26 protein-coding genes are annotated in these 26160 nt (G+C 76.5%); 10 read left to right on the forward strand and 16 right to left on the reverse strand.

The window, feature by feature from the left end:
* Window position 1 precedes the first annotated feature (1 nt).
* On the reverse strand, window positions 2-2200 hold the full coding sequence (locus HL189_RS08220; protein ID WP_369133207.1) for a putative bifunctional diguanylate cyclase/phosphodiesterase: 2199 nt from the start codon (window positions 2198-2200) through the stop codon (window positions 2-4).
* On the reverse strand, window positions 2197-2340 hold the full coding sequence (locus tag HL189_RS08225) for a hypothetical protein (protein ID WP_369133208.1): 144 nt from the start codon (window positions 2338-2340) through the stop codon (window positions 2197-2199). Before HL189_RS08225 ends, HL189_RS08220 begins: the two co-directional genes overlap by 4 nt.
* Here HL189_RS08225 and HL189_RS08230 point away from each other — a divergent pair.
* A complete protein-coding gene (locus HL189_RS08230) occupies window positions 2339-3649 on the forward strand; it encodes an aminotransferase class V-fold PLP-dependent enzyme (RefSeq protein WP_369133209.1) in 1311 nt (436 codons plus the stop codon). The two genes, HL189_RS08225 and HL189_RS08230, sit on opposite strands and share 2 nt — an antisense overlap.
* Here the strand turns inward: HL189_RS08230 and HL189_RS08235 are convergent.
* The 4 genes from HL189_RS08235 to HL189_RS08250 all read right to left on the reverse strand — a co-directional run bounded on the left by HL189_RS08235 (window position 3639) and on the right by HL189_RS08250 (window position 7099).
* The gene (locus HL189_RS08235) at window positions 3639-4286 is read right to left on the reverse strand and encodes a dihydrofolate reductase family protein (protein ID WP_369133210.1); all 648 of its coding nucleotides are present in this window, start codon (window positions 4284-4286) and stop codon (window positions 3639-3641) included. The two genes, HL189_RS08230 and HL189_RS08235, sit on opposite strands and share 11 nt — an antisense overlap.
* Before the next feature lie 29 nt (window positions 4287-4315).
* On the reverse strand, window positions 4316-5545 hold the full coding sequence (gene thrS, locus HL189_RS08240) for a threonine--tRNA ligase (RefSeq protein WP_369133211.1): 1230 nt from the start codon (window positions 5543-5545) through the stop codon (window positions 4316-4318).
* Between the two features lie 169 nt (window positions 5546-5714).
* Entirely contained in the window at window positions 5715-6272 is a 558-nt protein-coding gene (locus HL189_RS08245; protein ID WP_369133212.1) for a hypothetical protein, read from the reverse strand.
* Between the two features lie 17 nt (window positions 6273-6289).
* Window positions 6290-7099 carry a lipase family alpha/beta hydrolase gene (locus HL189_RS08250; protein ID WP_369133213.1) on the reverse strand — a complete coding sequence of 270 codons (810 nt, stop codon included), beginning with the start codon at window positions 7097-7099 and terminating at the stop codon, window positions 6290-6292.
* A gap of 35 nt (window positions 7100-7134) precedes the next feature.
* Here HL189_RS08250 and HL189_RS08255 point away from each other — a divergent pair, with 35 nt between their 5' ends.
* Window positions 7135-7791, forward strand: coding sequence for a CDP-alcohol phosphatidyltransferase family protein (locus tag HL189_RS08255; protein WP_369133214.1), 657 nt, complete (start codon window positions 7135-7137; stop codon window positions 7789-7791).
* Between the two features lie 65 nt (window positions 7792-7856).
* The gene (locus tag HL189_RS08260; protein WP_369133215.1) at window positions 7857-8834 is read left to right on the forward strand and encodes a carbohydrate kinase family protein; all 978 of its coding nucleotides are present in this window, start codon (window positions 7857-7859) and stop codon (window positions 8832-8834) included.
* Between the two features lie 62 nt (window positions 8835-8896).
* Here HL189_RS08260 and HL189_RS08265 read toward each other — a convergent pair whose 3' ends face one another.
* From HL189_RS08265 to HL189_RS08290, 6 genes are read right to left on the reverse strand one after another with little or no spacing between them, the layout of a single operon-like run.
* Entirely contained in the window at window positions 8897-9541 is a 645-nt protein-coding gene (locus HL189_RS08265) for a flavin reductase family protein (RefSeq protein ID WP_369133216.1), read from the reverse strand.
* A complete protein-coding gene (locus HL189_RS08270; RefSeq protein ID WP_369133217.1) occupies window positions 9538-10668 on the reverse strand; it encodes a glycosyltransferase family 2 protein in 1131 nt (376 codons plus the stop codon). Before HL189_RS08270 ends, HL189_RS08265 begins: the two co-directional genes overlap by 4 nt.
* A complete protein-coding gene (locus tag HL189_RS08275; protein WP_369133218.1) occupies window positions 10665-11438 on the reverse strand; it encodes a carotenoid biosynthesis protein in 774 nt (257 codons plus the stop codon). Before HL189_RS08275 ends, HL189_RS08270 begins: the two co-directional genes overlap by 4 nt.
* A complete protein-coding gene (locus HL189_RS08280; protein ID WP_369133219.1) occupies window positions 11435-13093 on the reverse strand; it encodes a phytoene desaturase family protein in 1659 nt (552 codons plus the stop codon). The genes HL189_RS08275 and HL189_RS08280 overlap by 4 nt, the downstream gene beginning before the upstream one ends.
* A gap of 23 nt (window positions 13094-13116) precedes the next feature.
* Complete coding sequence (locus HL189_RS08285; protein ID WP_369133220.1) at window positions 13117-13710, reverse strand: GNAT family N-acetyltransferase; 594 nt, start codon at window positions 13708-13710, stop codon at window positions 13117-13119.
* Window positions 13707-14240: a YbaK/EbsC family protein gene (locus tag HL189_RS08290; RefSeq protein WP_369133221.1), complete on the reverse strand. Its 534-nt coding sequence runs from the start codon at window positions 14238-14240 to the stop codon at window positions 13707-13709. Before HL189_RS08290 ends, HL189_RS08285 begins: the two co-directional genes overlap by 4 nt.
* 337 nt (window positions 14241-14577) lie before the next feature.
* Between HL189_RS08290 and HL189_RS08295 the strand changes: the two genes are divergently transcribed.
* From HL189_RS08295 to HL189_RS08305, 3 genes are read left to right on the forward strand one after another with little or no spacing between them, the layout of a single operon-like run.
* Window positions 14578-14904 carry a DUF6504 family protein gene (locus HL189_RS08295; RefSeq protein WP_369133222.1) on the forward strand — a complete coding sequence of 109 codons (327 nt, stop codon included), beginning with the start codon at window positions 14578-14580 and terminating at the stop codon, window positions 14902-14904.
* Window positions 14904-15401, forward strand: a complete 498-nt coding sequence (locus HL189_RS08300) for an SAV_6107 family HEPN domain-containing protein (protein ID WP_369133223.1) — start codon at window positions 14904-14906, stop codon at window positions 15399-15401. The genes HL189_RS08295 and HL189_RS08300 overlap by 1 nt, the downstream gene beginning before the upstream one ends.
* Window positions 15398-19132, forward strand: coding sequence for a DNA polymerase III subunit alpha (locus HL189_RS08305; protein WP_369133224.1), 3735 nt, complete (start codon window positions 15398-15400; stop codon window positions 19130-19132). The genes HL189_RS08300 and HL189_RS08305 overlap by 4 nt, the downstream gene beginning before the upstream one ends.
* Before the next feature lie 28 nt (window positions 19133-19160).
* On the opposite strand, the gene HL189_RS08310 is transcribed toward HL189_RS08305, so the two are convergent.
* Window positions 19161-19367, reverse strand: coding sequence for a hypothetical protein (locus HL189_RS08310; RefSeq protein WP_369133225.1), 207 nt, complete (start codon window positions 19365-19367; stop codon window positions 19161-19163).
* Window positions 19368-19552: 185 nt separating this feature from the next.
* Between HL189_RS08310 and HL189_RS08315 the strand changes: the two genes are divergently transcribed.
* Both HL189_RS08315 and HL189_RS08320 read left to right on the forward strand, forming a co-directional pair.
* On the forward strand, window positions 19553-20287 hold the full coding sequence (locus HL189_RS08315; protein ID WP_369133226.1) for a class I SAM-dependent methyltransferase: 735 nt from the start codon (window positions 19553-19555) through the stop codon (window positions 20285-20287).
* The gene (locus HL189_RS08320; RefSeq protein ID WP_369133227.1) at window positions 20284-21456 is read left to right on the forward strand and encodes an alkaline phosphatase family protein; all 1173 of its coding nucleotides are present in this window, start codon (window positions 20284-20286) and stop codon (window positions 21454-21456) included. Before HL189_RS08315 ends, HL189_RS08320 begins: the two co-directional genes overlap by 4 nt.
* A gap of 6 nt (window positions 21457-21462) precedes the next feature.
* On the opposite strand, the gene HL189_RS08325 is transcribed toward HL189_RS08320, so the two are convergent.
* Genes HL189_RS08325 through HL189_RS08335 form a run of 3 tightly spaced genes read right to left on the reverse strand, consistent with a single transcriptional unit; the run spans window position 21463 to window position 24039 of the window.
* Window positions 21463-22473 (reverse strand): sucrase ferredoxin, encoded by a 1011-nt coding sequence (locus tag HL189_RS08325; protein WP_369133228.1) that lies wholly within the window; start codon window positions 22471-22473, stop codon window positions 21463-21465.
* Window positions 22457-23788 carry a cupin domain-containing protein gene (locus HL189_RS08330; RefSeq protein WP_369133229.1) on the reverse strand — a complete coding sequence of 444 codons (1332 nt, stop codon included), beginning with the start codon at window positions 23786-23788 and terminating at the stop codon, window positions 22457-22459. The genes HL189_RS08325 and HL189_RS08330 overlap by 17 nt, the downstream gene beginning before the upstream one ends.
* A gap of 2 nt (window positions 23789-23790) precedes the next feature.
* Window positions 23791-24039: a BatC protein gene (locus HL189_RS08335; RefSeq protein ID WP_369133230.1), complete on the reverse strand. Its 249-nt coding sequence runs from the start codon at window positions 24037-24039 to the stop codon at window positions 23791-23793.
* Between the two features lie 254 nt (window positions 24040-24293).
* Between HL189_RS08335 and dinB the strand changes: the two genes are divergently transcribed.
* Both dinB and HL189_RS08345 read left to right on the forward strand, forming a co-directional pair.
* Entirely contained in the window at window positions 24294-25493 is a 1200-nt protein-coding gene (gene dinB, locus HL189_RS08340) for a DNA polymerase IV (RefSeq protein WP_369133231.1), read from the forward strand.
* A 166-nt stretch (window positions 25494-25659) separates the two neighbouring features.
* Window positions 25660-26055: a DUF3040 domain-containing protein gene (locus HL189_RS08345; protein ID WP_369133232.1), complete on the forward strand. Its 396-nt coding sequence runs from the start codon at window positions 25660-25662 to the stop codon at window positions 26053-26055.
* Window positions 26056-26160: the final 105 nt, after the last annotated feature.

Here is a 26160-nt window from a genome sequence, read left to right on the forward strand (position 1 = left end):
CCTACCGGGCCGCCGCGCCGGAACGCTGCTCGGTAACGGGCCGGGGGCGCGGCTGGGCCCGCAGCACGGTGCCCGCCGAGCCGGGGTCCCGCCGCTCGGGCACGACCCGGGCGCCGCCGTGCGGCCCCGCGCCGGCGGCCGGCGCCGGGCGGCCGAGGTGGTACCCCTGGCCGTGGTCGACGCCGAGCGCGCGCAGCGCCTCGAGCTCCCCGGCGGTCTCGATGCCCTCGGCGACCAGGGTCAGCTCCAGCGTCCTGCCGAGCGCGACGATCGCGCCGACGACCGCCCGGTCCTGCGGGCTGCTGGCGATCCCCTCGACGAACGCCTTGTCGATCTTGAGGACGTCGATGGGGAAGCGCCGCAGGTAGCTCAGCGACGAGTAGCCGGTGCCGAAGTCGTCCAGGGCCAGCCGGACGCCGAGCGCCTTGACCTCCAGCAGCTTCGCGCTGGTGCTGGCGGCGTCCTCCACGAACAGCGACTCGGTGATCTCCAGGCAGAGCAGCCCGGCGTCCAGCCCGGACTCCTCCAGCGCGCTGCGCAGGTGACCGACCAGGTCGGGGTGCTGGAACTGGCGCACCGAGACGTTGACGCTCACCCGGGTGCGGGAGCCGGGGTCCGACCGCTGCCAGGCCGCGGCCTGCCGGCACACCTCGTGCAGGATCCAGCGGCCGATCGGGACGATCAGGCCGGTCTCCTCGGCGAGGGGGATGAACTCCGCCGGGGGGACGAGCCCCCGCTCGGGGTGCTGCCAGCGGACCAGCGCCTCGAACCCGGTCACCTGCCCGCCGGTGAGCTCGACGATCGGCTGGTAGTGCAGCACGAACTGCCCGGCCCCCAGGGCCCGGTGCAGGTCGGTGCGCAGCCGCTCCCGGTCGACGACGGCGGTGTGGTGGCTGGGCTGGAAGACCGCGTAGCGGCCCTTGCCGGTGGTCTTGGCGACGTACATGGCGACGTCAGCGGCCCGCAGCAGCGGCATCCCGCTGGCCGCGCAGGCGGCCGAGGTGGCGATGCCGATGCTCAGCCCGGCCGTGCAGGACCGCTCGGCGATGGTGATGGGCCGGCGCAGGCTGGCGAGGATGCGCTCGGCCATCCCCTCGGCCGTGATGGACGCCTGGTCCCCGGGCCCGCCGACGAGCAGCACGGCGAACTCGTCCCCGGACAGCCGGGCCAGGGTGTCCTCGGCGCGCAGGCAGCCGCTCATCCGGGCGGCCACCGTCTGGAGCAGCCGGTCACCGCCCTCGTGCCCGAGGTCGTCGTTGATCGTCTTGAGGTTGTCCAGGTCCAGGAAGAGCACGGCGAGCGGGGTGCCGGTGGCCCGCTCCAGCTCCTCGGCGGCCCGCAGCCGCTCCATGAACATCACCCGGTTGGGCAGGCCGGTGAGCGCGTCGTGGTAGGCCTGCTCGCGCAGCTTCTCCTCCAGCTCCCTGCGGTCGCTCACGTCGCGGGTGGTCAGCACGATGCCGGCCACGGCCCGGTCGCCGAGCAGGTCGTTGAGCACGGTCTCGGTCCAGCGCCACGAGCCGTTGCGGTGGCGCAGCCGCGCGGCCACCGACGCGGCGGGCGCGCGGCCGTCGACCGCGTCCCGGAGGTGCGCGGCGAAGGAGGCGGCGTCCTCGGGGTGCACCAGGCCACGGACGTCGCTGCCCAGCAGCGTCGCCGGGGGGTAGCCGAGGACCCAGCCGACCGACGGCGTCTGGTAGGTGATCGTGCCGGCGGCGTCGACGACGGTGATGACGTCGGAGGCGTTGCGGACCAGGGACCGGAAGTGCTCGCCGTCCTCCAGCGCGTCGAGCAGGCTGTTGAACGCCTGCGCGGTCTCCCCGAGCTCGTCGACGGAGTCCACGTCGATCCGGGTCGAGCCCGACCAGTCCCCGCTGCGGCCGGCCGAGCCGATCGAGTCGGCGACCGACCGCAGGTGGGAGCTGAGGACGGCCAGCCGGCTCCCGACCACCCACCGGCACAGCGCGTAGCTCAGCCCGCTGACCAGGAAGCCCGCGACCAGGCAGGCGACCTGGAAGGAGGGCCGGCCGGCGTACCGGTCGGGGACCCCGAGCACCGTGGCGAACGGGGGGAACACCAGCCCGACGACCAGCCCGAACCCGACCATGTAGATGGCCAGGTCCCAGAAGACCCGGCGGGTCAGCCGGACCCCGCTCCGGTGGCCGGCGGGAGGGCTGGGCTCCGGCGGGGTTGTCCTCACACCAGCAGCATCGCCGTTCCGGCGGCCCGCTTGACCGGGGCTCCCCCCGAAGGGGTCATGCCCGCCGCGCCGGCCGCCGATGACACGCCCATGCGCAGCGCACCCTCCAGCGACCCCGGACCGCTCCTGGGAACGGGCATGCAGGTGCCCGTCCTCGGCGGCGGGACGCGCACCTACGTCGACCTGGACACCGCGGCGACCAGCCCGGCGTCGGCGGCGGTGGCCCGGGCGGTGGCGGACTTCCTGCCCCGGTACTCCAGCGTGCACCGGGGGGCCGGCGCCCGGTCCCAGTACGCGAGCGCCCGGTACGAGGGCGCACGCGACACCCTCCTCGGGTTCGTCGGCGCGGACCCCGCGACGCACGTGGCCCTCTTCCCCCGCAACACCACCGAGGCGCTCAACGTCCTGGCCTTCCGGCTGGGCCTCACCCGCGACGACGTGGTGCTGACCACGGCCGTGGAGCACCACGCGAACCTGCTGCCCTGGCGGCGGCACGCCCGGCTGCGGGTCGTCGACGTCGACGCGGCGGGCACCTTCGGCCCCGAGGACGTGATCGCCGCCCTGGACCAGCGCCCGGTGCCCCGCGTGCTGACGCTGACCGGCGCCTCCAACGTGACCGGCTGGCTGCCCGACCTGGGCCGGATCGCCACCGCCGCCCGCGAGCGCGGGGTGCTGGTGGTCGTCGACGCCGCCCAGCTGGCCGGGCACCGGCCCATCGACATCACCGCGCTCGGGATCGACGTCCTGGCGCTGTCCGGGCACAAGATGGGCGCGCCCTACGGTGCCGGCGCGCTGGTCGGGCCCCGGGACCTGTTCAGCTCCGGCGAGCCGCTGCTGGTCGGCGGCGGCGCGGTGCGGGCGGTCTCCTTCGACGACGTCGTGTGGGCCGACGGACCCGACCGGGACGAGGCCGGCTCGCCCAACGTGCTCGGCGTGGTGGCCCTGGCCGCGGCGGCGGAGGAGCTCGGCCCGGAGGTGTGGCCGGCCCTGCTGGGGCACGAGCGGGCCCTCACCGCCGCCCTGGACGCCGAGCTGGCCACCGTGCCGGGCCTGCGGCGGCTCGGGCCGGGAACGGTGGACCGGCTGCCGGTCGCCGCGTTCACCCTCGCGGGCGTGCCGCACGCGCTGGTGGCCGCCCGGCTGTCGCACGAGCACGCGATCGGCGTGCGCAGCGGCTGCTTCTGCGCCCACCCCTACATGAGCCGGCTGCTGTCGCTGACCGAGGACGAGGTGCGCCGGTTCCACCGCGACGCCGGCGCCGGCCGGGTCGACCTGCCCGGGGCCGTGCGGGCCAGCGCGAACCGCGGCACCTCGACGGCGGACGTGGCGGCCCTGGGGACGGCGCTGCGCGCGATCGCCGGCACGCCGGAGGACGCCGACCGCTACCGGCTCGACGAGCACGGCCAGTACGTCCCGGCCGCACCCTCGCTCACCGTCGTCAGGGGCTGACGCGCACCAGCCGGTAGTGCGCCGCGGCCGGTGAGGCCGCGTGCTCGGCGACCGTCAGGGGCGGGGCGTCCTCCAGGTCGCCGAGCAGGCGCTCGCCGGCGCCGAGGAGCACGGGGACGACGACCACGTGCAGCTCGTCGACCAGCCCGGCCCGCAGGTACTGCCGGACCGTCGCCGCCCCGCCGGCGAGCCGCACGTCCGCGCCTCCCGCCGCCGCGAACGCCTGCTCCAGCGCGGACTCGATGCCGTCGGGGACGAAGGTGAACGTCGTCCCGCCGGCCATCTCCTGCGGGCGCCGCGGGTGGTGGGTGAGCACGAACACCGGGTGGTGGAACGGTGGGTCCTCGCCCCACCAGCCCGTCCACGCCGGCTCGGTCCACCCACCGCGGATCGGGCCGAACATGTTCCGGCCCATGATCGTCGCGCCGATGCCCGCCTCGCTGCGGGCCAGCCAGTCGTCGTCCACGCCGGTCGCCCCGCCGGAGCCGCCGTGCGCCGCCTGGCCGGTGCGGGTGTCGAACATCCAGGTGTGCAGCTGCTCTCCGCCCACCCCGAGCGGGTCGTCGGTGCTCTGGCGGGGCCCGGCGGCGTAGCCGTCCAGCGAGACGGACAGGTTGGAGACGCGGAGTCGGGCCATGCTGCTCGGACTCCGCCCGGCAACGGGAGTCATCGCCCGGCCGCGACGGCGCGCTCCCGGCGGCGGTCGGTGACCTCCTCGGCCAGGCGCCGCCGCAGCTCGGCCCGGGGGAGCACCGCCCGGGACGGCAGCCCCGGCGCCGAGACGGCGACGCTGCCCGCGGCCACCTCGGCGTCCCCGAGGACCGCGACGTAGGCGTCCCGCCGCTCGTGCGCCTCCCGCACCCGGGAGGGGAGCGACCCCCGCTCGTCGACCACCGCCCGGATCCCCGCCGCGGTCAGCTCCGCCGCCAGCTCCCGCCCGGGACCGGCGTGCTGCTCGCCGACCGGGAGGACCCGGACCTGCACCGGGGTCAGCCAGGTGGGCAGCCGGCCGGCCGAGGACTCCAGCAGGATCGCGGTCAGCCGCTCCATCGAGCTGAGCAGACCGCGGTGCACCATCACCGGCCGGTGCTTCCGGCCGTCCGCGCCGACGTAGGTCAGGCCGAACCGCTCGGGCTGGTTGGAGTCGACCTGCACGGTGGACAGGGTCTCCTCGCGGCCGCGGCGGTCGGTCACCTGGACGTCGATCTTCGGGCCGTAGAACGCGGCCTCGCCGGGCGCGACCTCGTACGCGAGCCCGGCGTCGTCCAGCGCCTCCCGGAGCTGGGCCTCGGCGGTGCGCCACTGCTCGTCGTCCCCGAGGTACCGGCCACCGGGGCCGCGCACCGACAGCCGGAACCGGCCCACCTCGATCCCGAGCACCGCGTAGCAGTGCCGGATCGCGTCCAGCGCGAGCCGCACCTCGGCGACGACCTGGTCGGGGCGGCAGAAGGAGTGGGCGTCGTCCAGGTTGATCTGCCGGACCCGGCTCAGCCCGCCCAGCACGCCGGACAGCTCGCTGCGGAACATCGCCCCGAGCTCGGCCAGCCGCACGGGCAGGTCCCGGTGGCTGTGCGGGCGGGCGGCGAAGACCTGGGTGTGGTGCGGGCAGTTGGCCGGGCGCAGCACGAAGCTCTCGCCGCCGACGACCATCTCCGGCCACATGTCGGCGGAGAACTTGTCCCAGTGGCCCGAGCGCTCGAACAGCTCGCGTTTCGCCAGCACCGGGGTGTAGACCCGCCGGCAGCCCGAGGCCAGGGCCTGCTCGAGGGCGAACCGCTCGAGCTCGGCGCGGACGACCGCGCCGTCGGGCAGCCACAACGGCAGCCCGGCGCCGACGGCGGGGGTGGTGTCGAACAGGTCGAGGGCCCGTCCGACGGTGGAGTGGTCGGGATCCATGTCGCTTCCTCTCGGGGGAGGGGACCGGCCGCCGACAGCAGAGAGCCCCGGGGACCGGTCCCCGGGGCTCGTGGCGTGCGCTGCCTACACGAGGTGCCGGAGGTCCTCCGGCGTCGTGGCGGCCAGCGCGATGGGCATGCAGCGACGATGACGGGTCCCCGGCTCGCGGTCAACGGAGTTCCGCGGGGCTCCTCCGGCCGGGCAGCCCGACGCCGGCCAGAGGGCGGCCGTCGGCGCCGTGGGCCACGGCGACGGGTGCGCGCCGGCCGGTCCACACCACGACGACGTGCCCGTGGCGCGGCACGGGGAGCACCCGGTCCCCGACGTGCACGCTCGCGACGGCGGCGCTCACCCGCAGCTCCGCGTAGCTGATCCAGCGACCGCCCCACGGCATCCGCCGGCCGGCGTCGTCGGCCACCCCTCCGCTGCCCTGCACCACCACGTGCCCGCCGAGCTCCCAGGCGCCCGGCCGGTCCTCGAGGCCGTCGGTCTCCGCGCCGCTGCCTCCGCCGCCGAGGTACACCCAGTCGGCTCCCCGGCGGACCAGGACGTGGCACATGTGCTCGAAGGAGCCCACGCTGCGCCGCACGAACCTCGTGCAGGCGACATCGCCGTCGACGTCGACGGCCACCGCGGCGAAGCGGCGGCGCCGGCTCAGCCGGACCGGGTCCCCGGTCAGGCCGTGCGCGATCAGCGCGCGGCTCTCCGCCTCGACGTCGTACGCCACGGGCGCACCGTAGGGGGTCAGCCCCGGCGGAGTCGCGTGCAATCGGCGGAGGTGAGCGGCACCGGGTCGCCGGGGGCCAGCTCGGCCAGCACCATGCCCTGCACCAGCGGGTCGGTGGGCAGCTGCCCGTGGGTCACCGCCGAGTCCGCGCACACCGACTGCACCGGCAGCTCCAGCGCGCCGGCCAGCGCGGCCGACTCCGGCGGGGTGACCGTGGAGTCCGCCGTCGTCCAGATCGACACCCAGGTCGGGCCCTCCGGCGTCTCGTCACCCGCGTTCAGCTCCGCGAGCAGGTCGCTGTCGGTGGTCAGCTGCCGGCACCCCTCCGGGCACTCCGCCGGTGCGTAACTGATCGCGAGGTCGGCGACGGTGGTGCCGTGGTGCGGCGACCCGAGCGTGACGACCCGCCGCGCCCGGTCCGCGCCGCCGTCGGCGACCCACAGCCGGGCGACCACCCCGCCGGCCGAGTAGCCGACCACGTCGACGCTCTCCGCGCCGGTGCGCGCCAGCGCCTCGTCGACCGCGGCATCCAGCGCGGCGGCCGACGCCCGCAGGTCGCCGGTGCCCCCGCCGGGCACCGCCACGACCGTCGCGTCCCGGCCGGCGGCGGTCAACCGGTCGGCGAGGGAGGACAGCGCGACGCCCGACCCGCCGTAGCCGGGCACGAGCAGCACCGGTCCGGGGGTCGACTGGTCGGCCGCGTGCGCCGGCCGGGGGTCGTCCCGCGTCAGCAGGGGGACGGCGACCGCCAGGACGACGGCCACGACGACGACCCCCAGCAGGGCCAGCAGGAGGCGGCGGCGGGCGGGGGAGAAGCCGGCGAGCACGCGTCCCACTGTGCCCGGCGTGGTCAACTGGGCCCGTGCTGAGCCGCGACGAGTACCTGGCGGCCTGGTCCCGGTGGCACGGGGACGCGGATCCGGACGACAGCCGGCTGGTCCGCGGCTGGCTCACGCTGGCCTACACCCTCGCCCGGCCGCTCGCCGGGGTGTCCCCGCTGGCGGTGACCGCCGCCGGCCTGCTGGTGGCCGCGGCGGCGGTGGCGCCGGCGGCCGCGGGGGGTGGCTGGCTGGTCGCCGCGGGGCTGCTGGTCGCGTCGTCCGGCCTGCTCGACTCGCTCGACGGTGCGCTGGCGATCGCCGGCGGCCGGGCGTCGCGCCGGGGGTTCGTCCTCGACTCGGCGGTCGACCGGCTCACCGAGGTCGCCTACGCGCTCGCCCTCTGGGTCGCCGGCGTCCCCGGGCTGCTGGCCGCGGCCTTCGGCGCGCTGTGCTGGCTGCCCGACTACCTGCGGGCGCGCGCCGGGCAGGCCGGGGTCACCGAGACCGGTGCGATCTCGGTGTGGGAGCGGCCCACCCGGGTGGTGATGACCGCGCTCACCCTCGGCGGCGCGGGGGTCGTGTCCGGCGTCGTCGACCCGGCCGTCGTCACGACCCTCGGCGCGGCCACCGGCTGCCTGCTCGGGGTGGTCGCCACCGCGCAGCTCGGTCTCCAGCTGCGCCGGGCGCTCACCGACTGAGCCCGCCTACCCTGTAACCCGCCTCGGTGCCCCTCCCGGTCGCCGTCCCCCGAGGGAGTCCCCTGATGTCCGTCGTCGTGACCGGCTCGATCGCCACCGACCACCTGATGACCTTCCCCGGCCGGTTCGCCGACCAGTTCGTCGAGGGCAAGATGGCGAACGTCTCGCTCTCCTTCCTCGTCGACGACCTGGTGCAGCACCGGGGTGGCGCGGGGGCGAACATGGCCTACGGGCTGGGGCTGCTGGGCCTGCACCCGGTGCTGGTCGGCGCGGTGGGCAGCGACTTCGCCGACTACGACGCCTGGCTGACCCGGCACGGCGTCGACACCGCCAGCGTCCGCTGGTCGGAGCTCAAGCACACCGCCCGCTTCACCTGCACGACCGACGCGGCCAACAACCAGATCGCCTCCTTCTACTCGGGGGCGATGAGCGAGGCGGCGCTGATCGAGCTGGCGCCGGTCGAGCGGCGGGTCGGCGCGATCGACCTGGTCGTCGTCGGGCCGAACGACCCGAGTGCGATGGTGCAGCACACCCAGGAGTGCCGGGACCGCGGCTACCCGTTCCTCGCCGACCCGTCCCAGCAGCTGGCCTGGGCCGACGGCGAGATGATCCGCGACCTGGTCGACGGCGCCGACCTGCTGTTCACCAACGAGTACGAGCACGCGCTGCTGCTGCAGAAGACCGGCTGGGACGACGCCGAGGTGCTCGCCCGGGTGGGCACCTGGGTCACCACCCTGGCGGCCTCCGGCGTGCGGGTGGAGCGGGCCGGCGCGGAGCCGATCGAGGTGATCGCCGTCCCGGAGACCAAGCCGGTCGAGCCGACCGGAGGCGGCGACGCGCTGCGGGCGGGGTTCGTGGCGGCCCGGCAGTGGGGGCTCGGCCTGGAACGGTCCACCCAGGTCGGCTCCGCGGTGGCGACCGCGGCGGTGGAGGTCGTCGGCACGCAGGAGTACGCGCTGCCCCGCGAGCACTTCCTGGAGCGGTTCGCCGACGCGTTCGGCGCGGACGCCGCCGAGGAGGTCGCGCCCTTCCTGCCCGGCTGACGAAGGACCCTGCTGCCCCCAGCCCACTCGCGAGCCCGCGCCGGGCCCCTGCAGCGGAGCCGTCAGCCGCCGCGCAGGCGCTCGCCGATCTCCGGGTCCTCCGACCAGCGGCGGTAGGGGATCCGGCGGATCTCCTTGACCTCGCCGATCGTCGACCACTCGTTGCCGCCGAGCCGGGCCAGCGGCCGCAGGTGCTCGATCCGCGGCCGGCCGTCCCGGACGGCGGACTCCCACGCGCTCACGTGCACGACCCGCCCGAACACCACGGTGCTGTCGCCGAAGGACACCGTGCCCTGCAGCGTGCACTCGATCGACACCGGCGACCCGGCGACCCGGGGCACGCCGACCACCTCGCTCGGCTCGAGTGCGACCCCGGTGTGCTCGGCCTCGTCGTGCTCCGGCGGGAAGTCGGTGCCCGTGGCGTTTACCTGCTCGAACAGCGACTCCGGGGTGAGGCTGACGGTGAACTCCCGGGTCTGCTCGACGTTGGTGAGGGAGTCCTTGCGGCCGACCGAGGTGAACTGCACGACCGGCGGTTGCACGCAGGCCACCGTGTAGAAGGAGTGCGGGGCGAGGTTGAGCACGCCCTCGGCCGACCGGCTGCACACCCAGGCGATCGGCCGTGGGACGACGATCGAGTTGAGCACCCGGTAGAACGCGGCGCTCTCCATCTCGGCGGGGTCGAAGTGCACGCGGGCGGTGGTCACCGCTCCATCCTGCGGGAGGTGGGGCCCTCCGGCGCGCCGGTCACCGCGCGGCCGCGCCAGCGCAGCGAACCGCGGCGGTGGCCGGCGAGCGAGCGGGCCACCAGCACGTCGAGCAGCGCGATCGACACCGGGTGGGCCAGCGCGTCGGGCCAGGCCCGGCCCCCGGTGGCGCGCGCGGTCACCGCCCGGCCGGCCGCCCCGGCGGCCCAGCCCAGCAGCCCGGCGCGCGAGCCGGTGAGCGCGGCCAGCGGCGGCAGCAGCCACACCAGGCTCAGCGCGGCCGCCGCCGCGGCGGCCCCGGCCGGACGCCCGCCGAGGGCGGACCACAGCGACTTCGCGTAGCCGTCGCGCACGCCCGGCCAGCCGGCGTACATCCGGCAGGCGGCCAGCGTCGAGCCGTCGACCACCACGCCGCGGCCGCCGGCGGACTTGACCGCGCGCAGCAGGGCGACGTCCTCGATCACCTCGCCGCGGACGGCGGCGTGCCCGCCGGCCCGGACGTAGGCGGAACGCCGGACGACGAGGAACTGCCCGTTCGCCGCCGCCAGCGAGGGGCGCGGGGACCGCTCGGCCAGGCGCAGCGGCAGCAGGGTCGCCCACAGCCACTGCTGCAGCGGCTGCACCAGCCGCTCGGCGGCGCTGCCGGTCAGCTGCTGCGGCCAGGGGGAGACCAGGTCGAGGCCCGCGTCGTCGAGGACGGCCACCGCGGCGGCGACCGCGTCGGGCATCAACCGGACGTCGGCGTCGAGGAAGGCCAGCACGTCGACGTCCCCGGCCGCCGCCGCGCCCTGCGCGCAGGCGTTCGGCTTGCCCAGCCAGCCCGGGCCCGGCGGGGTCGCCCGGAGCACCCGCACCCGCTCGTCGGCGGGCACCCGGTCGGCGGTGCCGTCGGTGGAGCCGTCGTCGACCACGACGACCCGCAGGTCGGGGACGCCGCGCTGGTCGAGGACGGCGGCCAGGCAGCCGGCCACCTGGTCGGCCTCGTCGCGCACCGGCAGGACGACGGCCACCCGGCTGCGCACCGGCGGCGGGACGGCGGGCGGGCGGCGCAGCAGCCGGGTGTTCACCGCCGCGTGCACGGCGCCCAGCACCGACAGGCCGGCGCCCAGCCGCACCAGCCGGCTCACCGGCGGCTGCGCAGGCCCAGCGCGGCGAGCACCGGCAGTGCCAGCAGCACGCCCCAGACGGCCGAGCCCGGCAGGTCCAGGAACGCCGCGTGCGCGAGCGCCCCGCCGAGGGTCATCCAGCCGAGCACGAGCAGCGGTGCGGCGTCCCCGCCCCGCGAGGGGCGACGGCCGGCCAGCAGCTCCAGCAGGGTCATGAGCACCAGCCCGGCCAGCAGCCAGCCAGCGAGGTTGGTCAGCGGCACGGTGTCGATGCCCGGCAGGCCGGGGGAGGGGTGCGCCCAGCGCCAGTAGCCGGCCTGCACCATCTGCGGATCGAGGACGACGTCCCACGCGGCGAAGACGTACGCGGCGACGAGCACCCGGGCCGGCCGGGACCGCGGGGCCAGCCGGGCGGCGAGCACCCAGCTCGGCCAGGCCATCATCAGCCAGGCCAGCGGCACCAGGAACGGGACGCCGAGCAGCGTCGGGCCGAGGCCGTCGCTGTAGCCGTACTCGCCGTAGGGGAAGCCGGTGGCCAGGCCCAGCGCCTCGAACAGCACCGCCACGACGGCGACCAGCCCGAGCACGCCGAGGCCGGTGGGCAGCCCGCGGCTGAGGGCCGCCGAGGTCACCGACACCGCGGCGCCGAGCAGCACTATGGTCCAGCTGACGGCGTTCCGCGGGGCGCCATCGGTGAGCGGGTAGGCGATCGCCGCGCCGACGAGGAGCAGCGCGAGGACCAGGGGCAGCCGGACCGGCGTGCCCGGCCGGAGGGCCAGGGCCCCGGTCACCGGCGGGCTGCCCGCAGCCGCCGGCCCGCCTCGGCGCGCAGCCGGGCCGCGGGACGGCGGTCGGCCAGGACCAGCCGCGCGGCGGTGCGCCCGGAGTTGCCCGACACCCCGCCGCCGGGGTGGGTGGACGCGCCGGCGAGGTAGAGCCCGCCCAGCCCGGGCACCCGGTGCCCGGCCAGGGCCGGCGTCGGCCGGAAGCCGAACATGCTGGCCAGGCCCATCTCCACGTGCATCACGTTGCCGCGCCGCAGCCCCAGCTCCTGCTCCAGGGACAGCGGTGTCTGCACGTACAGCCGCTGTACCGAGTCGGCGAAGCCCGGCGCGAACCGGTCGACGGCGCGCACCAGCTGCGCGGCCGCGGTGTCGGCGACCGCGTCCCAGTCGCTGCCGTCGGCCAGCGTGTACGGGTACCACTGGCCCCAGATGGTGACGACGTGCTGCCCGGGTGGCGCCAGCGTCGGGTCGCTCGCGGAGAACGACATGGCCAGCGGCACCGGCTCGCGCGGGAGCTCACCGGCCAGCCAGTCGCCGTGGGCCCGGGCGAGCTGCGCCCGGTCGGTGCACAGCAGCTGCAGCCCCTGCAGCGACTCGGCCGCGGTGGCCCCCGGATAGGCGGGCAGCGCGTCGGTCAGCGCCCGCAGGACCAGGCCGAAGCCGTTGCCCACCGGCGGGTCGGCGTCGGCCAGGGCCGGGGGTGCGTCCTCGCCGGCCAGCTCCCTGGTGGCCAGCACGTGGCAGGCGGCGACCACGACCGGCGCGGGGATCCGCCGTCCCGACGTCGTCTCCACCCCGGCGACCCGGCGTGCGCCGGGCGGGCCGTCGACCAGCAGCCGGGCGGCGCCGTCCCCGAGGGTGACCCGGCCGCCGTCGGCGGCCAGCCGGGCCGCCAGCGCCGAGGTGAGCCCGCCCGAGCCGCCCACCGGGTGGCCCGGCGGCACCTCGTGCAGCAGCGCCACCCAGGCGACCATCGCCGCGGTGCCCGGCTCGGACATCGGCGGCCCGGACTGGGCGCCGAACCAGGCCAGCGCCGCCTTGAGCCGTTCGCTGTCGAACCAGCGGTCCAGCAGGGCGTCGCCGGAGCCGAGGAAGTCGGTGGCGATCTCGCCGCCGGGGGTGCGCGGCTGCCCGGACCGCGGCGCGCCCACCGGCCACAGGTGCCGGACCAGCCGGCCCATGGTCGGCCGGTCGCCGAACGCCCGGACGACGGCGGCGCTGCGCGGACCCCACACCTGCACGAACCGCCGGTAGGCGCGGGCGTCGGCCTCTCCGCAGGCGGCCGCGATGGAGGCGCAGGTGGCGTCCAGGTCGACGGAGAAGACCAGCGGGCGGCCGTCGGGACCGGGATCGCCGGGGCGCGGGGCGGGCGCGAACCCCCACGGGTCGCAGTCGACGTAGCGCAGGCCGAACCGCTCGAGCTCCAGTTCCTCGACCACGCCGCTGTGCCGGATGATCACGTGCGCGCTGGAGCCCCGGTCGACCCGGACCCCGGGCCACCGCTCGACGGTGGAGACGGCGCCGCCGAGCACCTCGTCGCGCTCCACGACCTCCACCCGCAGCCCCGCCCGGGCCAGGTGGCAGGCGGCGACCAGCCCGTTGTGGCCGGCACCGACGACGACCGCGTCGACCGCGTCGACCCCGGAAGCCCCGGAGGTCATGGAGGTCATGGAGGTCCCGGGGGTCACGGGTTCCGCGGGGACGAGAGGAGCGGCAGGCGGGCACCGAGGATCGCGAACGGGCGCGCGTCCCCGGGGAAGTGGTAGCCGCGGGCCAGGTCGACGAAGCCGTCGGCGTGGTACAGCCGGAACGCCTTGGTGTCGGTGTCCGGGGTGCTGAGCAGCGCCACCGGGGCCGGCACGCCCTCGACCAGGGCGTGCAGCAGCTGCCGGCCGATCCCGCGGCTCTGGTGCTCGGGCAGCACGTGCAGCTCGCAGACCTCGAACGCGCCGGGCAGCCACTGCTTCGCCGTCCGCCGGTCCATGGCGTTGCGCACCTGGTCGTGCCACCACTGGCCGGGGGCGACCAGGTAGCCGTAGCCGAAGCCGACCAGCCGCTCCCCCTCCGCGCCGTCCTCCCGAGCGGTCTCGGTGAACGCGCCGACGGCACGGAAGCCCGCCCGCTCGGTGTGCTGGACGGCGTAGCCGTACCGGCCGGCGACGACCGACTCGCCGTAGCCCATCGCCGCGCCGTAGATGGCCAGCACCTCGTGCAGGTGGTCGCGCACCCACCCGGTGGGCAGCTCGACCACCCGGGTGGCCGGGGCGGTGCCGGTCATCGACCGGCCGCCTCGTCCGGCGGTGTGGCCGGCGTGACGGCCGGGCCCGGACCCACCTCGGCCGGGGTGCCGCCGGTGAGCCGCAGGAGCTCGTCGTAGGTGGTGGGGAAGACGGTGTGCGGGTGCCCGGCTGCGGCCCAGACCTGCGGGTGCCGGGCCAGCTCGACGTCGACGAGGGTGCCGATCGGTGCGGGGTGCCCGACCGGGGCGACCCCGCCGATGGCCTGGCCGGTGTGCTCCCGGACGAACGCCGGGGTCGCCCGGCGGACCTCGGGCACACCGAGCAGCGTGGCGATCAGCTCCTCGTCGACCCGGTGGGCGCCGCTGGTCAGCACCAGCAGCGGCTGGCCGACGGCCTCGAACACCAGGCTGTTGGCGATCGCGCCCGCCTCGACACCGAGCTGGGCGGCTGCGGCGGCGGCGGTGCGGGCGCTGTCGGGCAGCGCGCGCACCTCACCGGCGGCACCGGCGGCGCGCAACTGCCGCACGACCTCGGCGACCCGGGGGTGCAGGGTCTCCGCTCCGGTCATGCCGGCGATCCTGCCACCGGCGCCGGACGGCCGCGCCACCCGGGACCGCCGGGGCCCGCCGGCCGCGGTCCGCGAGAACGGTCGGTGGTCCGTGGTGTGCTGCGGTGCGCAGGCCGCAGGCTGCGTGCAGTCGCTGCAACGACACGGATCCCGACACGCGCCGTCGGCTTGACGCTGTCGGTGGGGTCCGGTCTACTCATGGGTGTTCGAACACGTGTTCGAACACCGGGGGCGCCGTTCCCCGGCCCGGTCGCCGTGCACTTCCCGCATGCGCGCTTCCCCACCGGGTCGGGCGGACGGGGTCGCCGGTGGGGGCGAGGAGTGCGGGAGTCGTGTCATGAGCCGGGTGCTCGTCGGGGCCGAGGGTCGCGTCGGTGAAGAGGTGCAGGTCGAGCAGGGGTCGGCGGGGCCGGCCCAGTTCTGGCGCGGGCAGTCCCGCTACGTCGTCGGGGAGCTGCTCGACTCCTGGGTCGAGACCGCGCCGTGGTGGCAGGCCGACAGCGCCGAGCGGCGCGGGGCCTCGGCCGACCTGGTCGCCACCCGGCAGGTGTGGCGGGTGGAGGCGGTGCGGGCCGGCCGGTCGCGGATGAGCTTCGCCGGGGTGTTCGACCTGTCCTGGGAGCCGACGGCCAACCAGTGGCTGCTCGTCCGGGTGCACGACTGATGGGCGCCGTCCGCGCCCTCGCCGCCCAGGGCCAGCTCCCGTTGCCCCCGCCGATGCCGGCCGCCGCCGCCCAGTTGCTCGGCCAGGCGCACCGCGGCCTGGCCGAGGCCGCCGCCGAGCCCCAGGCGAACTGGCGCTACGCCGGTGCCCACCTGGCCGCCCTCCGCGGCGCCGCCGCGGTGCTGGCGGCCCGTACCCGCCCGGAGCCGGCGCGGCGCCGGCCGCGCAGCGCCTGGGTGCTCATCACCGAGGTGGCCCCCGAGCTCGGGGAGTGGGCGGTCTTCTTCGCCGCGAACGCGCCCAAGCGGGCCGCGGCCGAGGCCGGGCTGTCCTCCGCGGTCACCGACCGGGAGGCCGACGACCTGGTGCGCGACGTGGGGGCCTTCCTCACCGCGGTCGAGACGACGGTCAGCCGGCCCGCGCCCGCCCCGGCGGCACCGGTGCGCCTGCGGTCGATGGACGGCGGCAAGCGCCGTCCGTCGGGCCGCACACCGTGAGCGACCCGTTCGTCCACCTGCACGCTGCCTCCGGCTACTCGATGCGTCACGGCGCCAACCACCCGGCCGACCTGGTCGCCCGGGCCGCCGAGCACGGCATGGGGGCGCTCGCGCTGACCGACCGCGACGGCCTCTACGGCGCGGTCAAGTTCGCGCTGGCCTGCCGGTCGGCGGGGATCCGGCCGCTGTTCGGCGTCGACCTCGCCGTCGACCCGGTCGCCGGAGGTGAGCCGGGCGAGCAGCAGCTGGGCGGGCGCATCTCCTCGGCCGCGCTGCACCGGGCCGCGCACCCGTCCGGGCGCCGGGTGCCGGCCCGGGGCGGCGCCAGCGTCGACCCGCGGCTGCCGCGGGTCACCTTCCTGGCCCGCGACGGCGCCGGCTGGCGCTCGCTGTGCCGGCTCACCAGCGCCACCCACCTCGGGGGCACCCGCGGCGAGCCGGTCAGCTCGCTGCGGGTGGCCGGTGAGCACGCCGCCGGGCTGCTCGCCCTGCTGGGCCCGCAGTCGTCGGTGGGTCGGGCGCTCGCCGCCGGCCGGGCCGACCTGGCGCGCGCCCGGCTGGCGGCCTGGCGGGAGGTCCTCGGACCGGGGCAGCTGGTGCTCGAGGTCGTGCACCACCGCGGGCAGGGCGACCGGGTGCGGGCGCAGGCGATGCTGCGCCTGGCAGCCGAGACCGGGGTGCCGGCGGTGCTCACCAACGCCGTCCGGTACGTCGACGCGCTCGACGCCCCCACCGCCGACGTCCTGGACGCCACGCGCCGGCTGGTGCCGCTCGGGCAGCGGCACGTCGACCGGCGCACCGCCGAGGGGTACCTGAAGTCGGGCAAGGAGATGGCCGAGGTCGCCGAGGAGCTCACCGGCCCCGACCGGGACGCCGCCGCGCGGCTGCTGGCCACCACCGCCCGGGTCGCCGAGCAGTGCGCGGTCGACGTCCGGGCCGACCTCGGCATCGGCACGGTGCGCTATCCCGAGCTCGACGTGGTCACCAGCCCGGCCGAGCGGGGGATGGGCCCCTCGCAGGTGCTGCGGGCCCGGTGCGAGGCCGGGTTCGGGCGGCGGGGCATGTCCCCGACGGCGACGGTGCGCGAGCGGCTGGAGGAGGAGCTCGCGGTCATCGACGGGCTCGGCTACCCGTCCTACTTCCTCACCGTCGCCGACGTGGTCGCGCTGATCAAGGAGCTGCGGGTGCGCGCGGCGGCCCGTGGCTCGGGCGCCGGCAGCCTGGTCACCTACCTGCTGGGCATCTCCGACGTCGACCCGGTCCGCTACGGCCTGCTCATGGAGCGGTTCCTGTCGCCGCTGCGCCACCAGCTGCCCGACATCGACATCGACGTGGAGTCCGCCCGGCGGATGGAGGTCTACGACGCGGTGATCGACCGCTTCGGGGCGCACCGGGTCAGCTGCATCTCGATGATGGACACCTACCGGGTACGGCACGCGATCCGTGACGTCGGCGCCGCGCTCGGGCTGCCGCCCGCCGAGGTCGACGCGGTGGCCAAGGCGTTCCCGCACATCCGGGCCAACCAGGTGCACGCCGCACTGCGCGACCTGCCGGAGCTGCGGGCCAGCCGGCTGGGCTCGAGACGCGGCGGTGGCTCCGGTGACCTCGACCTGCTGTTCGACCTGGTCGCCCGGCTCGACGGGCTGCCCCGGCACATCGCGCTGCACCCGTGCGGGGTGCTGCTGTCCGACGCGACGCTGCTGGACCGCACGCCGGTCGAGAGCAGCTACCTCGGCTACCCGATGAGCCAGTTCGACAAGGACGACGTCGAGGAGCTCGGGCTGCTCAAGCTCGACCTGCTCGGCATCCGGATGCAGTCGGCGATCGCCCACGCGATGGACGAGGTCGCCCGGGTCGACGGGGCGGAGGTCGACATCGACGCCGTGCCGCGCGACGACCCGGCCACCTTCGAGCTGATCCGCAGCACCCGCACGCTGGGGATGTTCCAGATCGAGTCCCCGGGGCAGCGCGAGCTGGTCGGCAAGTTCGGGCCGCAGACGTTCGAGGACCTGATCATCGACATCTCGCTGTTCCGGCCCGGGCCGGTCAAGAGCGACATGGTCACCCCGTTCCTCATGGCCCGGAACGGCTGGCGCGACCCCGAGTACCTGCACCCGGCGCTGCAGCCCGCGCTGGAGCAGACCGCCGGTGTGGTGGTCTTCCACGAGCAGGTGTTGATGATCGTCTCGGCGATGACCGGCTGCACCCTGGCCGAGGCCGACGAGGTGCGCCGGGCGCTGGGCGAGCGGGACGCCCATCCGGAGGTCAAGGCGTGGTTCGCGCCGCGGGCGCTGGACGAGGGCTTCGCCGTCGAGGTGGTCGAGCAGGTGTGGGAGGTGCTGGTCGCCTTCGGCTCCTTCGGCTTCTGCAAGGCGCACGCCGCCGCGTTCGCGCTGCCCACCTACCAGTCGGCCTGGCTGAAGACCCACCACACGGCGGCCTTCCTCGCCGGGGTGCTGACCCACGACCCGGGCATGTACCCCAAGCGGCTGATCCTCGACGACGCCCGCAACTTCGGCGTGCACGTGCTGGGCCTGGACGTCAACGCCTCGACCGGCACCTACCGGATGGAGCGGGTCGAGCCCGACCCGGCCGCGGACCGGCCGCGGCCGGACTGGATGCCTGCCTCGATGTCCGATCCGGGGCGCTACGGCATCCGGCTCTCGCTGGCCGACGTGAAGGGCATCAGCGAGGAGGAGGTGGCCCGGGTCGTGGCCGGGCAGCCCTACCGGTCACTGGCCGACTTCTGGACCCGGGCGAACGTGTCCCGGCCGGTGGCCGAGCGGCTGGTGCTGGCCGGCGGCTTCGACTCGGTCTACGGGTTCGGGGTGCGGGACAGCGAGGGCGGGCGGCCGACCCGGCGGCGGCAGTCGATGACCCGCCGCGACCTGCTGCTGCAGATCGGCGAGCTCGACCGGTGGAGCCGCAGCGGGGCGCGGGCCGCCGGCAGCGGTCAGCTCGGCCTGGAACTGTTCGGCACGGACCTGTCCGGGACGGAGGAGCCCGACCCCGGCGAGGACGCCGGCGGGCCGCCGGAGTTCGTCAGCTCCGGGCTGCCGGAGTTCACCGACGCCGAGCGGGTGCGGGCGGAGCTGGAGGTGCTGGGGCTGGACGCCAGCCGGCACGTCGTCGACTTCTACCGGCCGTTCCTCGCGGCGCTGGGCGCGGTGCCGGCCGGGGAGCTGCTGCAGTGCCGCAGCGGGTCGGAGGTGCTGGTGGCCGGGGTGAAGGTGGCCACGCAGACACCGCCGATCCGGTCCGGGCGCCGGGTGGTGTTCGTGACGCTGGACGACGGCACCGGCTGCACCGACTCCACCTTCTTCGAGGACGTGCAGGGGCCCTACGCGTCCACCGTCTTCCACTCGTGGCTGCTGGTGATCCGCGGGGTGCTGCGGCGCACCGGTCCGCGGGGGATCTCGATGCGGGCCACCGGCGCGTGGGAGCTGCCGGCGCTGCACGAGGCGTGGGAGGTAGGCGGGCTGGCCGCGGTCGCCGAGCTGATGGCCACGGAGGGGGAGTACACGGAGCAGGCGATCACCGGTGCCGCCGCCTCGCACGGCTCCCGGCCGGTCGTGGTGCGGCCGGTGCTCGTGCACCCGACGGGCTTCCGGATGTCGCCCTACGCCGACATCAAGCCGGCCGGCGACGACACCAAGTCCGCGGTCCGCCGGGAGGCGACCGCGGCGCCGCGGAAGCTCTGGCACTCCAGCCCGGGCAGCTCCGGCCGGTGACGGTGGCCTCCTGCAGGGAGGTCCTCGTCTAGACCGGCGCCCAGGCGACCAGCAGGGTCCAGCGCTCGCCGTCCTGGCGGTGCAGCTGGAAGTCGCGGCGCGCTCCGAAGCGCGGCTCGGGGAGCGGGAAGTCCAGCGCGCGGGTCTTCCCGAAGGCCGTGGCCTCCTGGTCGCAGGCGGCGGTGAACGTGTCGGCCGGGCGGCCGTGCCCGTCCACCAGTCGGTAGCTCGGCATGGCCGGACCGTAGGGAGTGAGCCGGCACACGCCGGGGACACCACGCGAACGTCGGGTGACTGCTGCCCCAACACTGCGCTCCCGCCCCACCGGCACCAGCAGGGGCGGGAGCGGCCGGAGCCGCGCGCTCGGGACTGCCGGGTCCACGGGGCGGCCGGAGGGGCGTGCCCACTAGGCTCCGACGGGTGCCCGGAACCGCGCCCGCAGCCGGAACGCAGGCCCCTGCCCGCACGGCGGCGGTCTGGGCCGCCCTCCAGCCGGTGGTCGCCGCCGGCACGCCCCTGCAGGTGCTCGACGTGGGCGGTGGCAGCGGCATGTTCGCCGTTCCGCTCGCGCAGCTGGGGCACGACGTCACCGTCGTCGACCCCAGCGCGGACGCGCTGGCCACCCTGCAGCGCCGCGCCGACACCGCCGGGGTCGCCGACCGGGTCCGCGCGGTGCAGGGCGACGCCGACCGCATGCCGACCCCCGCCGGCGGCGCCGCCTTCGACCTGGTGCTCTGCCACTTCGTGCTCGAGGTCGTCGACGACCCGGCGAGCACGCTGCGCCAGATCGCCGGGGTGCTGCGCCCCGGCGGGCAGCTGTCGCTCGCCTCGGCCAACCGGGCCGGCGCCGTCCTCGCCCGCGCGATCAGCGGCCACCCGGTCGAGGCCCGCGCCCTGCTCACCGACGAGGACCCCGCTCCCCGCCGGTCCCGCCCGGCGCGCCGCCGGTTCGGCCCCGCCGAGCTGCTCGACCTCGTCTCCGGCGCGGGGCTGCAGCCCGGGGACTGGCGCGGGGTCTCGGTGGTGGCCGACCTGCTCGACGCCGCCTCCGGTGCCGACCCCGACGCCGTCCGGGCCCTCGAGCTCGCTCTGGCCGCCACCTCGCCCTACCGCGACATCGCCACCGCGCTGCACCTGCTCGCCACCCGCCCGTGACGCCGCTGCCCCGTGACCTCACGGCACCGGGTTACGGCACGGCCACCCTCGCCGACGTCCTGCCCGGCGTCGCCACCGCGCTCGGAGTCCCGGTGCGCCGCGGCGGGCTGCCGGCCGACCCCCTCCGGCTGGCTCCCGCCCTGGGCGAGGCCCGGCGGATCGCGGTCCTGCTCGTCGACGGCCTCGGCGCCGAGCAGATCGCCGCCCATCCCGACGAGGCGCCGGTCCTCAACGCGCTCGGCACCCCCGCCGGCGTGCTGTCCGCGCCGTGCCCCAGCACCACCCCGGTCAGCCTCGCCACCTTCGGCACCGGCCTCCCCCCGGGCAGCCACGGGGTGCTGGGCTTCGTCACCGAGGTGCCGGGGGAGGGCCGCATGCTCAACCACGTGCAGTGGACCGACGACCCCGACCCGCGGCGGTGGCAGGCGCAGCCGACCGTCTTCGAGCAGGCCACCGCCGCCGGGATCACCTGCACCGCCGTCGGCCCGCACGCCTTCGCCCGCTCCGGGCTGACCCGGGCCGCCTACCGCGGCGCCGACTACGCGAACGCGTACAGCCTCGGCGACCTGGTGGCGGTCGTGCACGGCGCGCTGGCCGCCGGTGAGCGCAGCCTCGTCTACGGCTACACCGCCGACCTCGACGTGACCGGGCACATCCGCGGTGTGGACTCCGCCAGCTGGCGGCACCAGCTCGGCGTCGTCGACCGCCTGGTCGAGCAGCTCGCCGCCGGGCTCCCGGACGACGCCGTCCTGCTGGTCACCGCCGACCACGGCATGGTCGACGTCCCCGCCGGGACCCGGCTGGACGTGGCCGACGTCCCCGCGCTGACCGAGGGCGTCCGGCTCTTCACCGGGGAGCCCCGGGCCCGGTACGTGCACACCGAGCCCGGGGCCGCCGCCGACGTGCTCGCCGCCTGGCGCGAGGTGCTCGGCGACCGCGCCTGGGTCGCCGGGCGCGAGGAGGCGGTGGCCAGCGGGATCTTCGGCGCCGTCGACCCGGCCGTCATCGACCGGATCGGCGACGTCGTCGCCCTGGCCCGCGGCAGCTGGGCGATCACCACCGCCGAGCAGGACCCGCGCGGTTCGGTGCTGGCCGCCTTCCACGGATCGCTGACCTCCGCGGAGCTCGCCGTTCCGTTGCTGGCCGCGCGCGGCCGCGCCGTGTCCTGAGCCGGCTCAGGACGGTGCGGCCACCCGCAGGGACAGCGGGTGCCAGGTGCGCCAGTGCCCCGGGTGCGGCGCGGCACAGGTCAGCCGGTGCGCCTCGGCCGACAGCCGGCTCTCCACGGTGACGGTGATCCCGCCGTCCGGGCCGGCGAGGACGACGTCGAAGCGCTCGATCCCGGGCGCCGGTGAGGGCAGCGCGCGTACCTGCCGCGGTGGCAGCTCGAGGATCCCCAGCAGGCCCAGCTCCCGGCGGGCGTGGTGCTGGGCGGCCTGCGCGGCCGGCGACAGCCCTGCCTGGCCCCGCAGCCACGGCAGCGCCACCTGCCCCGCGGCGTGCGCGCGGACCAGCTCCGCCCCGTCGTCGGGCACCTGCCCGTAGTACAGCCCCCAGGGCAGCACCAGCACGTTGGCCGCGAACCGGTCGCCGCCCAGGTGGCTGGTCTCCCAGACGTCGGCCCGGTCCGGCCCGGCGACCAGCGGCAGGGAGCGGGTCAGCGGGCGGCCGCGGACGGCGCAGCAGACGTCGTGCGCCCCGTGGGTGCAGACCAGGTAGGTCGGTGTCTGCGACGGCGTGCCGACCGATCCGTCCCAGGGCAGCTGGAGCAGCTCGGCGTCGGTCTGCCGGGTGGACCATCGGATGAACTCGCGGCCGGGGGTGGTGTCGGCCACCGCCCAGCGCCGTCCGGAGTCGGCCAGCCGGTCGCCGGCGCGGCGCACCAGCTGGATCCGCAGCCCCAGCTCGCGGGCCCGGGCGGCCAGCCGGGACGCCACCCGGCGGTCGAAGCGGGACTCCAGCAGCGCGTCCCGGCCCCACGGTCCGGGCTGCTCGACCAGCAGCCAGCGGCGGGCCGGCGGTGCGGTCGCCACCGAGGAGTCCGCTCGCAGCAGCGCCCGCACCGAGCACCAGGCGGGGTCGAGCCGGCCGACCGGGGTCGAGCGGGTGCCCGGCGGAGCCCCGTCGGGCTCGCGGCAGAAGTCGGGATCGGTTCCCGGCCCGCTGGGCTCACGTCCGGCTGCCATGCTCCCCATCGTGCCTGCCGGTCCCGGGCACCTCGGCGCGGGCATCGGGGACCACCGCCACCGACCCGGTGACCAGCCGCCGGGCCAGGGTGAGCTGGTCGGCGGGCTCGAGGCCGGGCAGGTCGCCGACCTTGAGCTCACCGGCGGCCAGCAGCGCGGCCAGCGCGGGCCGGGTCGCGGCGGGCAGGTCGTGCGTCCGGCGTCCGGTGACCAGCGCGACCCGGTCGCCCTCGGCCTCGCGCAGCTGCACCCGCAGGCGCGGACGCAGTCGCAGCACGGTGTCGGCGGTCAGCTCCGCGGCGGCGGTCGACTGGGCGAGGGGGGCCACCGGCTCGGGCCGCACCTGGGCCCACGTGCGCGCGCGGACCCGGTCGGCGACGACGGCGGGGTCGATCCGGTGGAGCGCGTGCTCGAGCCCGGCGAGGACCGCGGCGACGTCGTCGGCCACGGCGTCCGGATCGGTGAGGTCGACGCCCAGCGGCAGCGACCGGCGCAGCTCCGGGTCGTCGCCGGCCAGGGTGCGGACCAGGTCCAGGACCGCCTCCGCGGCCGACCAGCGGGTGACCGGGTGCACGCCGATGGTCAGGTGCGCGCTGGTCCGGCCCAGCGCGACGGCCGAGTGCAGGTGCCCGCGCGGCAGGTAGAGCGCGTCGCCCGGGCGCAGCACGGCGTCGATCACCGGCTCCCGCTCGGCGGCCGCGGCGACCTGCTCGGCGCGGTCGTTCCACGGCTGGGTGCGCAGCGGGTCGGGGAGCACCGGCTCGTGGATGGTCCAGTGCTTCTCGCCGGCGACCTGCAGCACGAAGACGTCGTGCACGTCGTAGTGCGGGCTGAACCCCCGCGAGGACGGCGGTGTCACGTAGGCGTTGACCTGGGTCGGGTGCCCGAGGTCGGCGGCCAGCTGGTCGGCGAACTCGATGAGCGGCGGCCAGAGCCGGTGCAGGCCCTGCAGCACCACGGTGCTGCCCTCGGAGAACAGCCGGAGCACCGCGTCGGAGGAGACCTGGTCGGCGACCTCCGCGCCCGCGCCGCCGGAGGTGGTGAACCGCTGGGTGTCGACCACCCTGCCGTCCTTGGCGATGCGCAGGAACGGCGTGCGCAGGCCGCGCCGGGACAGCAGCTCGTCGACGTCGTCCAGGGTCAGCAGGTCCCGGAAGGACCCGCCGGTGTCCTCGGCGCGGGTGAGCAACGGCCGCCGGGACCAGTACTGCTCGGTGAAGACCTGCGGGTCCATCGCCGTGCAGCGGCGCAGCGCGGGCCGGGCGCCGCCCTCCGAGGAGGACGGCGCCCGGCCCTGGCTCCCGAGGTCAGGCACGCTCAGGCCGAGCCGTCCGCGCCGCCGTCCGCACCACCGTCGGCGCCACCATCGGCACCGCCGTCCGCGCCACCGTCGGCGCCACCGTCGGCCCCGCCGTCGGCCCCGCCGTCGGCCCCGCCGTCCGCACCGCCATCGGCCCCGCCGTCCGCGCCACCGTCGGCCCCGCCGTCGTGGGTGCCGGGCGTGCCCTGGGCGCCGCCGTCGGCCGGCCCTTGGGTGCTGGTCATGTCGTCGTCGTCGAGCGCCATGGCTTCTCCGATCGTCCAGTGGGGGACCGCCGGCCGGCGCTCCCGGGGCATTCCTACCGCTGAGATCGACTCGACGCACCTGGTCCGTCGCTGCGTCGTAGCAGGCCGCCGAGCGGCACGACCGCTAGTGTGATCATGTCGAACAAGTGTTCGAAGGCCGTGGGGAAGACGGTCGCGCGGAGGGCCGTGCCGGGGGAAGCCGGTGCGGTGTGGGGAAGGGGCTCGGTGTGTCGGTTCGTGCTGCCGGTTGCAGGGTGCTGCACGTCGACATGGACGCGTTCTTCGCCAGCGTCGAGGTGCGGCGGCGTCCCGAGCTGGCGGGGAAGCCGGTGATCGTGGGCGGCACGGGCAACCGGGGGGTGGTCACGTCGGCCACCTACGAGGCCCGGGCGTACGGCGTGCACAGCGCCATGCCCACCTCGCGGGCGCTGCGGCTGTGCCCGACCGCCACCGTGCTGCCCGGCGACCTGGCCCTCTACGGCGAGGTCTCGCGGTCGGTCATGGCGCTGTTCCGGTCGATCACGCCGCTGGTCGAGCCGTTGAGCCTGGACGAGGCGTTCCTCGACGTCTCCGGAGCCGGCCGGCGGCTGGGCGACCCGGTGGCGATCGCCGAGTACATCCGCGCCCGGGTCTTCGACGAGCAGGGGATCACCTGCTCGGTGGGGGTCGCCCCGAGCAAGTTCGTCGCCAAGCTGGCCTCCACGCGCTCCAAGCCCGACGGGCTGCTCGTGGTCCGGCCGGCCGAGGTCATGGGGTTCCTGCACCCGCTGCCGGTGGGGGCGCTGTGGGGCGTCGGGGCGAAGACCGAGGAGGTGCTGCTCCGGTTGGGGCTGCGCACGGTCGGGGACCTCGCGCACGTCCCGGTGCGGACGCTGCAGCGGGCGGTCGGCCCCGCGGCCGGCGCCCACCTGCACGAGCTGGCCTGGGGGCGCGACCCGCGGCGGGTGGTCCCCGACGAGCCGGACCGGTCGACCGGGGCGGAGGAGACCTTCGGCACCGACGTCGACGACCCGGCCGTCGTCCACCGGGAGCTGCTGCACCTGGCCGAGCGGACGGCGGGCCGGCTGCGCTCGAGCGGCGTCCTGGCCCGGACGGTGACCCTCAAGGTGCGGTTCGCGGACTTCACCACGATCACCCGGTCGCGGACGCTCAAGGTGCCCACCGACGTGGGGCAGGAGCTCTACGACACCGCGCGCGCCCTCTACGACGCGCTGGGGCTGGAGCGGGCCCGGATCCGGCTCGTCGGGGTGCGGGCCGAGGGGCTGGTGGAGGCCGACGGCACCGCCCGCCAGCTCGAGCTCGGGGCCCGCGAGCACGGGCGCCGGGACGCCGAGCTCGCCGCCGACCGGGCGTCCCGCCGCTTCGGCGCGGGCGCGGTCCGGCCGGCGACGCTGCTCACCCGCCGGAGCGTCCCCGGGGCCGGGCCGGCCGGCGGCCCGGGAACACGTCGCTGACCTGCGCCGCAGCCCGCCCGGCACCGCCAGGCGGAAGAACGGGCTCCCGTACGGGTGTGTCGGTGGTCGCTCGCCTTTCGCTGCCCGCAAACGACTCGTATCCTCGGTGTCACCGCGGGCGGACTGCCGCCGGTGGCTTTCTTGCATTGTGCAACTGGAGGTCGACGTGCCGCTCTCTGAACACGAGCAGCGTCTGCTGGAGCAGATCGAGCGCGCCCTCGTCGACGACGATCCGAAGTTCGCCTCGACCGTCCGCACCGGCGACGCCCGATTGAAGGCCCGCCGCAAGGTCCAGCTCGGCGCTCTCCTGGTGGTCGTCGGGCTGGCGGTCCTGGTCCTCGGGGCGGTCGTCCCGCAGGTGGTCCTGGGGGTCCTGGGCTTCCTGGTCATGTTCGGCGGCGCGGTCCTGGGCCTGTTGAACTACAAGCACGCGGCCGGGGCCGTCGAGGCCGGGGGAGCCCCCGGGCGCCCCGCGGCCGGGCGTGGCCGCGCCCCCAAGGCCCGGCGTCAGCCGCTGAAGAACCGGCTCGAGGAGCGCTTCCGCCGCCGCTACGACCAGTAGCCGCAGCCGGCAGCACACATCGGCAGCCGTCGTCCCCACGGGGACGGCGGCTGCCGTCGTCCCGCCCCACCTCGTGCCTCGATGGCCCCGTCCAGAGGCTCGCCC

Origin of the sequence: Modestobacter sp. I12A-02662, from assembly GCF_041028325.1 — a bacterium.
In the GTDB taxonomy this organism is placed as follows: domain Bacteria; phylum Actinomycetota; class Actinomycetes; order Mycobacteriales; family Geodermatophilaceae; genus Modestobacter.